Origin of the sequence: Rheinheimera hassiensis (assembly GCF_022436675.1) — a bacterium.
GTDB classification, from domain to species: domain Bacteria; phylum Pseudomonadota; class Gammaproteobacteria; order Enterobacterales; family Alteromonadaceae; genus Alishewanella; species Alishewanella hassiensis.
The window spans coordinates 14,555-26,960 of record NZ_JAKUJZ010000006.1 but is presented as its reverse complement, the minus strand read 5'-3'; the positions used below and the strand labels follow the sequence as shown (position 1 = coordinate 26,960).

Genomic DNA, 12,406 nt, shown 5'->3' with positions numbered 1-12,406 from the left:
GCTTTAATAGCGCCGGTTTACTGAATTTCGGCGTTTTTTAACGTATTTACGGCATGGCGAGTACGCGGTGCTGTTACCTATAGGAAACATTTATGAGTTGGTTAGAAAAAATCCTGCCCAGAACATCCTCTTCTTCCGCGCGTCGAAATATCCCGGAAGGTGTCTGGACCAAATGCACATCCTGTGAAGCGGTATTATACAAAGCAGATTTAGATCGTAATCTTGGCGTATGCCCCAAGTGTGACCATCATATGCGGGTTTCAGCCCGCTCACGCTTAACCAGCTTTTTCGATGCAAACACCACTAAAGAGCTGGCAGCGGAGCTTGAACCGCAGGATTTACTCAAGTTTAAAGACAGCAAGCGCTACAAAGACCGTATTGCGGCGGCACAAAAAGACACCAATGAAAAAGATGCCATGGTTGTAATGCATGGCACCTTAAAAGGTATGCCGATTGTAGCCGCCTCATTTGAGTTTGAGTTTATGGGCGGTTCTATGGCGTCAGTGGTGGGTGCCAAATTTGTCGCCGGTGTTGAACACGCATTACAGCACAAAGTGCCTTTTGTTTGTTTCTCTGCCAGCGGCGGTGCCCGTATGCAGGAAGCACTGTTTTCTCTGATGCAGATGGCAAAAACCAGCGCCGCACTAGCGAAAATGAGCGAAGCCGGTCTGCCATATATTTCAGTGTTAACCGACCCGACTATGGGCGGTGTATCGGCCAGCCTGGCTATGCTGGGTGACGTAAACATTGGCGAGCCCAAAGCATTAATCGGCTTTGCCGGCCCACGGGTTATTGAACAAACGGTACGTGAAAAGCTGCCGGAAGGTTTCCAGCGCAGTGAATTCCTGCTCGAACACGGTGCTATTGATATGATTGTTGACCGGCGCAAAATGCGCGATACAATTGCGCGATTAGTCGCGAAGTTTATGCAGCTGCCTGCTCCGGTATCGGAGCACAACGCCGCTTAAGGTGTTATGTCAACTACAACAGTACTGAACAGCCAATCGTGCCAGAGCCTGGCCGATTGGCTTTGTTATATTGAGCAAAGCCATCCCGTGCACCAGATAGAGCTGGGGTTGGATCGGGTATACGCTGTTGCGGCCAGAGCTGACCTGCAACATCTGCCGGGTAAAAAAGTGCTTATCGCCGGTACTAACGGCAAAGGCACCACCGCCTGTTGTATAGAGCAGCTGCTGCTGGCACAGGGCAAAACGGTTGGCGTATACAGCTCGCCACATCTGCTGCAATTTAACGAGCGTTTACGCATTAATGGCCAGGATGTAGCTGACGCTGACTGGATCAGTGCTTTTGCTTTTGTTGAAGCGTTGCGCCAGGACATTGCCCTGACGTATTTTGAATTTACCACGCTGGTAGCATTTCGTTTGTTACAACAACAGCAGCCAGATTACTGCCTAATCGAAGTTGGGTTAGGCGGGCGGCTGGACGCGACCAATATTATTTCACCGGATATCAGCGTTATTACCACGATAGATTTGGATCATCAGGACTGGCTGGGTAATGATCGCGACAGCATTGGCCGTGAAAAAGCCGGTGTGTTCAGAGCCGATGGTATCGCCATTATTGGTGAGCTTAACCCGCCACCATCTGTATTGCATAAAGCGGCAGAGCTGGCGTGTAAAACGGTATTGGTACAGCGCGACTATCATTACCAGTACGATTATCAGCAACAGGGCCAAAGTTGGCAATGGCAAGGTGTAAGCCAGCAGTTTGATAACCTGCCGGTACCTGCGTTGCCGGTGCAAAATGCTGCCTGTAGTCTGGCGGTGCTGGAGCAGCTTAATATGCTGCCCTCAGCACAGCAATTAAGCAGCGTGTTGGCCAATCTGACACTGGCAGGCAGGATGCAATGGCTGCAACAACAGCCTGCCATTATTGTCGATGTAGCACACAATCCGCAGTCGGCTCGTTACCTGGCCCAGCAACTGCTGCTGCTTAAACCACGTTTCCGGCGTATACTGGCGTTCGTGGGTATGTTAAAAGATAAAGATATTGAGCAGACATTACTGCCCTTGACGCCATTGTTTGAACAATGGCATCTTGTCAGCCTCAAAGGGGTAAGGGGCGCAACTGCAGAGCAACTTGATAAGGTGCTGGCACCGCATGGTGTGGTAACCCAACTGCATGATGATACGCAAAGCACTTATCAGCAGTTGCAGCAAAGGCTGCAAAATGATGAGTTATTGGTTGTGTTTGGTTCGTTTATTACAGTGTCAGCAGTGCTGTCATGCCATCAGGAGGCAAAGTGACACCCGCATTTAAACATCGTTTACTCGGTACAGTGATCCTGGTACTGGCCGGTATCATTTTTCTGCCTGATTTACTTGATGGTGAAAAGCAGGTTGTGAAAGACGATTTTAAAGTCATCCCAAATCGTCCTGAATTTAAAAGCGTGCCACAGCAGCAAGCTTTTGATCAGCAAGCATTTGAACAAGCGCGCTCAGAGGTAACACCTGAGCCGGTGGATGAGCTTGCGTTAGATACCGAAGAACAAACAGCAAAAGATGACAATGGCTTACCGTCGCAGCGTTATACCCAGGTAACAGCCCCTTCAGCAGACAAACCCGCAACAACACGGCCGGTGAATGAAGCGCTGGCTCAGGCTGGCTGGGTGGTAAGAGTGGGAAGTTTCAGCAAACCGCAAAATGCCAATGCGCTGGTAGCTAAATTACGCCAGGCTGGTTTTGTTACCTTTACCCGCGATATCAGCAATGCGCAGGGCGTAAAGCTGACCAGCGTGCTGGTAGGCCCCGATCTAAGAAAAGAGCGGCTTGAACAGCAACTACCTAAACTGCAGCAATTAACCGGTATTGAGCGGTTATCAGTAATGAGTTATCAGCCAACCGAAAATAATTAGCCAAGCAGTCGCTGTGTTTGGTAGAATGCGCGCCGTCATCAAACAACCTTTGGTAGCAAATGGTCTGGGTTGATTTTGCCATTCTGGCAATCATAGCGTTATCTGCAGTTATTAGCTTGGTACGTGGCTTTGTTAAAGAAGCTATTTCACTGGCTGTCTGGATCCTGGCATTTTTTGTTGCCAGCCAATATTACCCCCATCTGGCCGGTTTATTTACCTCCATGCAGGATGAAACCCTGCGTAATGCCTGTGCTATCGCCATTTTGTTTATCTGCAGCCTGATTGTGGGCGCTTTAGTTAATTTTCTTATTGGCAAACTGGTGCAGTCTACCGGTTTGTCCGGCACAGACAGAGTATTGGGCCTGGTATTTGGCGCGCTGCGCGGCGTATTGGTAGTCAGCGCTATATTATTTTTTATGGACGCTTTTACCCCGGTGGCAAGTGCCGACTGGTGGCAGCAATCAACTCTGATCCCTGAATTCGGTTTTATTATTGAATGGTTCTTCGAATATTTGCAGAATCATTCCAGTTTTATGCAAAAGCCTTAACGCTGGCGAGGAAGAAAATCCATGTGTGGTATTGTTGGTATCGTTGGGAAATATCCGGTTAATCAGGCACTTTATGATGGTTTAACTGTGTTGCAGCATCGCGGGCAGGATGCTGCGGGTATCGTTACCGTTGACCACAACACGCTGCGCTTGCGCAAGGCGAATGGGCTGGTAAAAGATGTGTTCGAAGCCCGCCATATGCAACGGCTGGCGGGAAACATTGGTATTGGCCATGTGCGTTACCCGACAGCGGGCTCCTCGAGCACAGCTGAAGCGCAGCCGTTTTATGTCAATAGCCCCTTTGGCATAGCGCTGGCGCACAACGGCAACCTGACTAACTCGCATATTCTTAAAGAAGATATTTTCCGTGTCGCCCGCCGCCATGTAAACACCACGTCTGACTCTGAAGTGTTGTTAAATGTGCTGGCCCATGAGCTGCACAACAGCGGTGTAATGGAGTTGCAAGCTGAGCATATTTTCCGTGCTGTAGCCAATGTGCATCGCAAAGTCAAAGGTGGCTATGCGGTTGTGGCGCTGATTATCGGCCACGGTTTACTGGCGTTTCGCGATCCAAATGGTATCCGCCCGTTAGTAATGGGTAAGCGCGAAACAGATCTTGGCACTGAGTATATGGTGGCATCTGAGAGCGTTGCACTGGATGCTGACGGCTTTACCGTACTGCGGGATGTATCTCCGGGCGAAGCGGTGTATATCACCGAGCAGGGCGAGTTACACAGCTTCCAGTGTGCTGAGAACCCAAGCTACACGCCGTGTATTTTTGAATATGTCTATTTTGCCCGGCCAGATTCAACCATCGACAATATTTCGGTATATGCCTCCCGCGTGGCGATGGGCACTATGTTGGGGCAGAAGATAAAACGCGAATGGGCTAACCTGGATATTGATGTGGTTATTCCTATTCCTGAAACCAGTAACGATGCTGCACTGCAAATAGCCACTGTGCTTGGCCTGCCATACCGTCAGGGTTATGTGAAAAACCGTTATATTGGCCGCACCTTTATTATGCCTGGTCAGGAAGCGCGGAAAAAATCGGTCAAACGCAAACTCAACGCTATTAAGCAGGAGTTTAAAGGTAAAAACGTACTGCTGGTCGATGACTCTATAGTACGTGGCACCACGTCACAGCAAATTATTGATATGGCACGTGAAGCCGGTGCGAAAAAAGTATATTTTGCTTCGGCGGCACCGGAAATCCGCTTTCCTAATGTGTATGGTATTGATATGCCATCGGCAAATGAGCTGATTGCGCACGGCCATGATGTGGAAAGCATCTGCAATATTATTGGCGCTGACGGCCTGATTTTTCAGTCATTGCCGGATCTGATCGAAGCTGTACGGCTGGAAAACCCGGAAATTAAACGCTTTGAAACCTCGGTATTTGACGGTAACTACGTTACCAATGATATTGATCAGGAATACCTGAACCGGCTGGACCAAATGCGCAGCGATAGCGCTAAGGAAAAATCCGGCGCTGCGATGGCCACAAACCTGGAAACCTATAACGAAGGTTAAGCCGTAGCCATAACATAAAGGGAGCGTTAAGCTCCCTTTATTATTTCTGCTTTAGTAACAGTTTAATGCGTAAATGCCGGGCCGAAGCCGGAACTCCACAATATTGCTGTGGCAGTAAGAATACACACCAGCAGCACCAGACCACAGGTAACCACCGAACTGGCGTAGATAAAGCCGCGCTCTTCCGGGATATGCATCAGTATGGGTACGCCGACATACAGCAAATATACTGAATAAGCCAAACCTATCAAACCGATTACCATCACTACCCAAAGCTCCGGGTACAAACCGGCAAAACCTACCATAAACAATGGCGTTGATGTATAGGCAGCCAACTCCAGAGTTTGGGTGTAAGTGGGTTCTGCGCCAAAGGTATGGGCCATCCAGTGCGCCAGTACTGCCAGTGCAAATACACCGGCGATAAGTGCAATGTACATGGCAACCGACATCATCAGTGCGCTGTCGGGGGTTAGCATAATACGGTTACCTACACCTATACTCCAGCCCAGATATACGGCGGAATAATAAGCGCAAACAGAGGGTATCAGTGCAACCAGCAGAATGTGGATCAGGCTATAACGAAAACTTTCATGTCGTGCATCTATTGTATGCCATTCTTCTTTCGGATGAGCATACAGTCCCCATAAGTGATTCAATATCATAATTATTATCCTTGTCACTACGTCTGTATTATCGGGCTATTTGTAATAACCGTTACATCAGTTATGACCAATATAATGCGCTTCGTCAAGCATTCTGATTGAAATTTGACCAAGCAGCTCCGGCAACTATCATCGCTTGGTAGCAAGAGGGCTATCCGTTATAATGCGGGCCACCTCTGAACGACGAACAAACAGCATGCTCAGCGCCGAAATTACGCAGTTATTAAGCCCGGTAAAACAGTTTTTGCAATGTGAAACCCCTGCACAGTGGCTGGCGGTGGCCGCTAAACCACAAAGCTTGCCGCTACTGTTACAGGATCATCTGATTTGTGAATTAAAAGCGGCGCAATCAGCTATGTACCTGATCCGCCGTTACGCCAGCGATGAGCAAAGTGGTGAAGCTTTACTGCAATGGCTTAAACCCTATGAAGACTTTACCTACCGTCAGCACGGCGACTGGAAAGCACTGGCCGGACTTAGCCTGAAAAAGTCGATGTTGCCTAAGGCTGACTCCGGCTACGCACAGGATCTGATTGATAAAATGGTACTGCTAATCAAAGAAGAGCTACATCATTTTTACCAGGTGCTGGAGGTGATGGCTGCAAACGGGATTGTGTACGAAAAAATTACCTCCAGCCGGTATGCCCGTGGGCTGTTACGCCATGTTCGGACCTATGAGCCTCAGGCAATGGTAGACAAGCTGATCTGTGGTGCTTTTATTGAAGCACGCTCCTGTGAGCGCTTTGCAAAGTTAGCTCCGCTTTTGCCAAAACCTATTGCCGATTTTTATATTTCCTTGCTGCGATCTGAAGCCAGGCATTATCAGGATTACCTGACACTGGCGACAGAAGTAGCCGGGCAGGATATCAGTGAGCGTATAGCGTTTTTTGCAGCAATTGAAGCTGAGCTTATCAGTTCGCCGGATGCTGATTTTAAATTTCACAGCGGTATACCGGCCTGAGCCACTAATTAATATAGTGCTTTTCAGTATCAGCTTATTACAGCCGAAAGAGTTTTTATCACGCAGAAATCTGAAACAGAACAAAGCTATAGTTATATTACATAGCGGAAATTCAGCCTGTTTTTAAATCTCAGAGGCAATAATGTTACAGCGTTACCGTTTATCTCAACTGTTAATTCTGCTGCTGGTTGTGGCACTTCAGGGCTGCAGCCAGGGCAAATATATCTACTGGAAAAAACCAGCACAGCTGCCGGAAGAGGCCGTAACCGGCTTTCTGGCCTATCAGTATATTGGCTTAAATCAGGTTGCTGATGAAGCAGTGGCCGATTACTGCTTGCAGCTTACTGCTCAGCGCTCGCCGGGGTATCAGCTGTTTTTGTTGCAGCTAAGTTGTGCAGAGCGTTGGCTGGCACAGCCACTGACGGGTGAGCAGCGCCAACAGGCCATGGGCTACTACAACCGGGCTTTAATGCCGCTGGTCAGGGCTGCTATAACCGGGCAGGACACCAGGCCGTTAAATTTGCAGCTTAAGCTACAGGTAGACAAAGATGAAAATGGCCTGGCGTTTGAGCAGTTTTTTGTAGCTGCTGACCTGCAAGCCTACGACCCTTATATGTTGCGCCAGCAGGACAATGGCTTAGGTATTACGGTGGTGGGGCAGCGTGAAAATACCTGCTCTGAACGGGATCGTTATTTTCCACCGGAAGGCATTTTCCGGCCACTTACTGTGATGCCCGTTAAGCTGGATTTTAGCAACCCGGTGTTGCCGGTGCTGACATTACGCGGCGTTTATATGCAACAGCAGCAACAGTGGCCGTTAGCACAGCAGCACTATCCGCTGAATTATGATCCAGCCTCGGCGTACTTATGTTTAGTTGAAGTGGCAGTGGCCGACCAGCTGGAAAAAACCGGCCTGTTTAATGCTGACAAAGTAGAGGAAAAGCTCGGTATTTATGCCATAGAGCCGTTAAGCAAAGATAAAATTCCTGTCTTGATGTTACACGGTTTAAATTCCAGCCCGTTGATATGGCGCCGTTTAAGCTGGGCGATATTCTCTAACCCGCAGTTGTCGGCACGGTATCAGGTCTGGCATGTATTTTACCCTTCCGGCCCGCCACCGTTTTTTAACGCCATGCGTTTAAGAAAACATGCCGATGATTTACTACAACATATTTCCCCTGATCTGCAGGCTGTGGCCGCCAATAATATGGTACTGGTGGGGCATAGCATGGGTGGTATTATCAGTAAAACCTTTGTGCAAAACAGCGGTACAGCGTTGTGGGATACCACTTTTTACCGGCCAGCAGCTGAACTGCCGGTCGATGCTGATATACGCCAGACCTTGCAGGATATTTTTATCTTTGCTGCAAAGCCTTATGTAAAAGCGGTGGTGTTTATTGATACGCCGCATCGCGGTGCCGCTACTGCCGACAGCTGGATTGGCCGGCTGGCTTCGGCGATGATTACGCTGCCCAAAGCGGTAAAAAACGTATTTGGTAATATGTGGCTGGCATTAACCAACAAAGATATCAAACCAGCGATGCGCGGTTATATGCACGGCTTTGGCCCGAACAGTGTCGATGTGCTATCGCCAAAGCACCCTTTGGTTCAGCAACTAACATTACTGCCACTGCAAGTGCCGGTGTATTCCGTGATCGGTAATAACAACGTGGGTCGCTGTGCCGATTTTGCCAGTTGCCCGGCGCTGAACGATAGCGTGGTGCCCTATAGCAGTGCACATTTACCACAAGCGCAGGCAGAATATGTGGTTGCCTCACAGCATAACTCTTACCAGTCACCGCAAGCTATTGAGTTTATTTTGAAAGTTTTATCTTCAGACACTGGATTATCACAGTAATCCTGTAGCCGCTATCAGCGTAGTGTGACAGTTGCTGGTGCAATAGCGGCTTTTTTCCTTGACAAGCCACCTGCTTTCGCTCTAATTTAGCACAATTATTGAAATATGGTTGCGCAATCATTTTGTGTCAGTGACAGTTTTGGCGATGCTTACGTCAATAAGTTGCTGTATTTAATTGGCCTGTTGTAGGTTTTTTTTGCATAACTTGCAGCTAAATGGTAGCGCAAACATTTGTTTGATAGAAATAACTGAGCCCTGTGTAAGTGCTTGAGCTGCAGTAACGACAATAACTCCGGGGGGAGAAACAATTATGCCAATCAGCAAACTAAAACCAGTTAGTAATTTAAGACCTGTTAATAAATTAACAAAAAGCTATCTTCTTATCTCTGCTGCGATGCTCGCGGCAGGGGCGGGCAATGCCTATGCACAAAGCACCGAGCCGGCACCAGGCACCAGTAGCGAAGCGCGGGCGATCGAAGTTATCCAGGTTACGGCCACGAAGCGGGTAACGACTATCCGTGAAACGCCACTAGCGGTTACCGCTTTTGACCAAAATGCGCTGGACGACAACCACGTACTGCAACTGGATGATTTGCAAGGTACGGTACCCAGTTTACATATAGCGCAAAACGGCACACAAAATACGCCGATGGTGTATTTGCGTGGTATCGGCTCGTCTGATCAAACTGAAAGCGGCGACCCGGCAGTGGCATTTCACGTTGACGGCGTTTATTCTGCCCGTTCGCAGGGCGCCTCAGCGCTGATGTTTGATTTAGAAGGCGCTGAAATTCTGCGCGGGCCACAAGGCACCTTGTTTGGCCGTAACGCTACCGGCGGCGTGGTTAATCTGCACACTGCCAAACCTAAGCTGGACTACTTTGAAGCCAATGCCGAATTTACCCTGGGTAATTACGATCGGCGTGCCACCCGCGCCATGGTTAATTTACCGCTGACAGATACACTGGCTATCCGTGTAGCGGCTGCAGTGGATAAATCTGACGGCGTGGTTGATATGGCACCGGGCTCTGCAATGGGCAAAAAATATGGTTCTACCGATTTAGCCGCAGCGCGTTTTAGTGCCTTGTGGCAACCGAATGACAACTTTGACTGGTTCCTGTCGTATGAAAACTTCATCGATCAGGGTACCGGCCACATTCCTACTGTAAGTGGTGGCTCAGATCGCTCGGCTTATATTCAGGAACCGGGTTTTAATGATTTTGTTATCGACAGCCTGCGCACCCGGTTAAACTACAACTTTGACAACGGCATTACAGTGTCGTATATCGGCGGTTATACCGATTCTTCCCGTGAATCTGTCTGGGACAGAAGCTGGGATGAAAACAAATATGAATGGGGCGGCTGTGTGGAGTGTACCCACGAAGCCACTCAGCATGAGCTACAACTGAAAAACGAAGACAGCGCCCGTCTGCAGTGGATGGTTGGCATGTTTTACTTTAAAGAAAACAACAGCACCATTTTTGATATTGTGCACCCGGATGTGGATTACGAAGGTGGCAACACACCTAACCCGAATTTATGGTCTACTTACCGTCAGCCGGATCGTGGCTTAAAATCAAACAGTATCTATGCGCAAAGCACCTATAAACTGACTGATGTGTTCCGTATTAGCCTGGGCCTGCGTTACACCGAAGATGAGCGTTGGGACAGAGGCGGCCGTAATATTATGTGCCCTGATGTTAAACGCACAGAAAACCTGCCGCTAAACAGTGATTATGTCGGCCTGCTTGATCCGGATAATCTGCTAAATGGGCTGGCACCAAACAAATTTCTGGTACAGCCGGGGCAGTGCTGGGTAGATACCTACAACGATACCAGCCCAAGCTGGGATAAAACCACCGGTATGGCACGTTTAGAATGGGACTTCTCGCCCACAGTAATGCTGTACAGCTCTTATGCTACCGGCTTTAAGTCCGGCACTATTCAGGATGGCGGCCGTTATACCGGTACAGGCCCGTTTACCCAGGCCGATTTAGACGCCATTATCGCCGGCAATAACAATGACGCGGCCGGCACCAGTGCTTATGTAGCCCCGGAAGAAAATACCAGTATTGAACTGGGCTTAAAAGGCTCGTTCCTTGATAACACGCTGCAGCTATTTGCTGCGTTATTTACTACCGAATATACCGATTTACAGGTAACCAGTAATGTTACTACCGAAACCGGTGCCGACTTACTGCGTAAAACCAACGCCGGTAAGGCCACTATTAACGGCCTGGAAGTAGAAGCTAAATGGTTGGTGGGCAGCAATGGTGAGTTAAATGGTACTATGTCATATCTGGATGCGAAGTATGATGAGTTCCTGACAACCGATTCCAGCTACGGCGCTGATGGCATAGCCTTTAACCCGTCAGCCGGTAACCCGAACCTGCCTAATCTGCTGGATTTCAGTGGTAACCACCTGGTGCAGGCGCCGGAGTTCAGTATGTCGCTAAGCTACGAGCATTTCTTCGAGTTAAGCAATGGTGCCACAGTGCGGCCACGCTTACGTGCCAGCTATTCGTCAGAAGTTTGGTTTGATCCGGCTAACCGTGGCGATCGGCCGGAAGGTTTCCGTAACCTGCCATATGCTGCAGATATCGACCGCCAGGATGCGTATACCAAGCTCGACGCCAGCGTGGTTTATCAGCCATCTGCCGGCAACTGGAGCCTGGAAGCTTTTGTTAATAATCTGACTGACAAAGCGATAAAAAGCGATCAGGGCCGCTGGAACAGCAACCCGGTACCTAACTATATGTGGCAATCGCCGCGTACTTTTGGTGTGCGGGTAAAAGTGAGCTTTGACTAACTAAACCGGAATAGCTAAGTAAAATTAGCCATAAAAAAAGCCGCTGACATCAGCGGCTTTGTTATTTATAGCGCAGCTCAGGTTGAGCTGCGCACCCTAATGCTGTAACCGACATCAACCGGCGCTACCGCATGGCGGCCCTTACCGGCGGCACTAAACAGCATTTCTACTGCCTGGCGGCCCATCTCAGAACGCGGTGACGCCACTGACGTAATGGCCGGCTCTACCAATGCTGAGGCTTCCAGGTCATTAAAGCCACAAATGGCGATATCTTTGGGTACGTTTAAATTCATCCGTTTGCTTTCAAACAAGGCGCCCAGCGCCAGGTCATCATTACAGCAAAATACCGCGTCGCATTGGTTATCGGACTCGGCAATCACGGCCTGTAATAACTGGCCGCCAAGTTTAATCGACGACGGCTGTACTGTGGTTTGTACAAAACTGCGACACGGCTGTGGCCAATCAGCGATAGCTTGTTTAAAGCCCGCCAGCCGCTGCTGGGTGCGTGGGTCCATGCGGGCACCGATAAAGGCCGGGGCGCGATAGCCTTGTTGCAGCAAATGTTTCGTCATATCGTAACTGGCCTGATAATGCGAAAAGCCAATGTTCATATCTATTGGCTGGTTGGTCAGCTCCATAATTTGTACCACCGGAATATCGGCCTGTAATAGCAGCTTACGGGCGTAATCGGTTTGCGCGGTACCGGTAACGATAAAGCCTTCCGGCGACTGGCTTAGCAGGGTGGCAATCAGCTGTTCTTCGATCAGCGGCGAATAATGGCAGTCGCCGAGTAATACCTGCAAATTCTTTGCTTTAACCGCCTGATAAATGCCCTGCAGTACATCGTTAAATACGATATTGGATAGCGACGGAATAATCACCGCCAGCACGCCGGATTTTTTTGACGCCAGCGCACTGGCGGCATGGTTGCGGATATAGCCGATATCGTGAATGGCTTTTTCTACTTTATTGCGTAATTTGTCAGATACCTTGGTTGGATCTGTCAATACCCGCGATACCGTGATGGCGCTTACACCAGCTACCTTGGCAACGTCTTTTAAATTTGGCTTTCTGCTCATAAGCTTAGCTCTGCGATCTTTTACATGACAATACTGTATTGCGGGTTGTTAGTCAAAATGGTTGCGCAATCATTGGTGCTGGTT

10 protein-coding genes are annotated in these 12,406 nt (G+C 49.0%); 8 read left to right on the top strand and 2 right to left on the bottom strand.

Going from position 1 to position 12,406, the window contains the following annotated elements:
• The first annotated feature begins 92 nt into the window (after nucleotides 1-92).
• Genes accD through purF form a run of 5 tightly spaced genes read left to right on the top strand, consistent with a single transcriptional unit; the run spans nucleotide 93 to nucleotide 4,956 of the window.
• Nucleotides 93-968: an acetyl-CoA carboxylase, carboxyltransferase subunit beta gene (accD, locus tag MJX74_RS13545; protein ID WP_068229837.1), complete on the top strand. Its 876-nt coding sequence runs from the start codon at nucleotides 93-95 to the stop codon at nucleotides 966-968.
• A gap of 6 nt (nucleotides 969-974) precedes the next feature.
• On the top strand, nucleotides 975-2,267 hold the full coding sequence (gene folC, locus MJX74_RS13540; RefSeq protein WP_240223357.1) for a bifunctional tetrahydrofolate synthase/dihydrofolate synthase: 1,293 nt from the start codon (nucleotides 975-977) through the stop codon (nucleotides 2,265-2,267).
• Nucleotides 2,264-2,875: an SPOR domain-containing protein gene (locus tag MJX74_RS13535; RefSeq protein WP_240223356.1), complete on the top strand. Its 612-nt coding sequence runs from the start codon at nucleotides 2,264-2,266 to the stop codon at nucleotides 2,873-2,875. The genes folC and MJX74_RS13535 overlap by 4 nt, the downstream gene beginning before the upstream one ends.
• A gap of 59 nt (nucleotides 2,876-2,934) precedes the next feature.
• The gene (locus tag MJX74_RS13530) at nucleotides 2,935-3,423 is read left to right on the top strand and encodes a CvpA family protein (RefSeq protein ID WP_240223355.1); all 489 of its coding nucleotides are present in this window, start codon (nucleotides 2,935-2,937) and stop codon (nucleotides 3,421-3,423) included.
• A gap of 21 nt (nucleotides 3,424-3,444) precedes the next feature.
• Nucleotides 3,445-4,956, top strand: coding sequence for an amidophosphoribosyltransferase (purF, locus tag MJX74_RS13525; protein WP_240223354.1), 1,512 nt, complete (start codon nucleotides 3,445-3,447; stop codon nucleotides 4,954-4,956).
• Nucleotides 4,957-5,018: 62 nt separating this feature from the next.
• Here purF and MJX74_RS13520 read toward each other — a convergent pair whose 3' ends face one another.
• The gene (locus MJX74_RS13520; protein ID WP_240223353.1) at nucleotides 5,019-5,618 is read right to left on the bottom strand and encodes a Yip1 family protein; all 600 of its coding nucleotides are present in this window, start codon (nucleotides 5,616-5,618) and stop codon (nucleotides 5,019-5,021) included.
• A gap of 196 nt (nucleotides 5,619-5,814) precedes the next feature.
• On the opposite strand from MJX74_RS13520, the gene miaE reads away from it, so the two are divergent.
• The 3 genes from miaE (at nucleotide 5,815) to MJX74_RS13505 (ending at nucleotide 11,243) form a co-directional block, all read left to right on the top strand.
• Nucleotides 5,815-6,579 (top strand): tRNA isopentenyl-2-thiomethyl-A-37 hydroxylase MiaE, encoded by a 765-nt coding sequence (gene miaE / locus MJX74_RS13515; protein WP_240223352.1) that lies wholly within the window; start codon nucleotides 5,815-5,817, stop codon nucleotides 6,577-6,579.
• 142 nt (nucleotides 6,580-6,721) lie between these two features.
• A complete protein-coding gene (locus MJX74_RS13510) occupies nucleotides 6,722-8,437 on the top strand; it encodes an esterase/lipase family protein (protein ID WP_240223351.1) in 1,716 nt (571 codons plus the stop codon).
• 310 nt (nucleotides 8,438-8,747) lie between these two features.
• Nucleotides 8,748-11,243: a TonB-dependent receptor gene (locus tag MJX74_RS13505; protein WP_240223350.1), complete on the top strand. Its 2,496-nt coding sequence runs from the start codon at nucleotides 8,748-8,750 to the stop codon at nucleotides 11,241-11,243.
• A 77-nt stretch (nucleotides 11,244-11,320) separates the two neighbouring features.
• On the opposite strand, the gene MJX74_RS13500 is transcribed toward MJX74_RS13505, so the two are convergent.
• Nucleotides 11,321-12,322 (bottom strand): LacI family DNA-binding transcriptional regulator, encoded by a 1,002-nt coding sequence (locus MJX74_RS13500; protein WP_240223349.1) that lies wholly within the window; start codon nucleotides 12,320-12,322, stop codon nucleotides 11,321-11,323.
• Between the last annotated feature and the right edge of the window lie 84 nt (nucleotides 12,323-12,406).

Coding starts and splice junctions, on each gene's coding strand:
- accD (WP_068229837.1), top strand. CDS start 93: ATGAGTTGGTTAGAAAAAATCCTGCCCAGAACATCCTCTTCTTCCGCG.
- folC (WP_240223357.1), top strand. CDS start 975: ATGTCAACTACAACAGTACTGAACAGCCAATCGTGCCAGAGCCTGGCC.
- MJX74_RS13530 (WP_240223355.1), top strand. CDS start 2,935: ATGGTCTGGGTTGATTTTGCCATTCTGGCAATCATAGCGTTATCTGCA.
- purF (WP_240223354.1), top strand. CDS start 3,445: ATGTGTGGTATTGTTGGTATCGTTGGGAAATATCCGGTTAATCAGGCA.
- MJX74_RS13520 (WP_240223353.1), bottom strand. CDS start 5,618: ATGATATTGAATCACTTATGGGGACTGTATGCTCATCCGAAAGAAGAA.
- miaE (WP_240223352.1), top strand. CDS start 5,815: ATGCTCAGCGCCGAAATTACGCAGTTATTAAGCCCGGTAAAACAGTTT.
- MJX74_RS13510 (WP_240223351.1), top strand. CDS start 6,722: ATGTTACAGCGTTACCGTTTATCTCAACTGTTAATTCTGCTGCTGGTT.
- MJX74_RS13505 (WP_240223350.1), top strand. CDS start 8,748: ATGCCAATCAGCAAACTAAAACCAGTTAGTAATTTAAGACCTGTTAAT.
- MJX74_RS13500 (WP_240223349.1), bottom strand. CDS start 12,322: ATGAGCAGAAAGCCAAATTTAAAAGACGTTGCCAAGGTAGCTGGTGTA.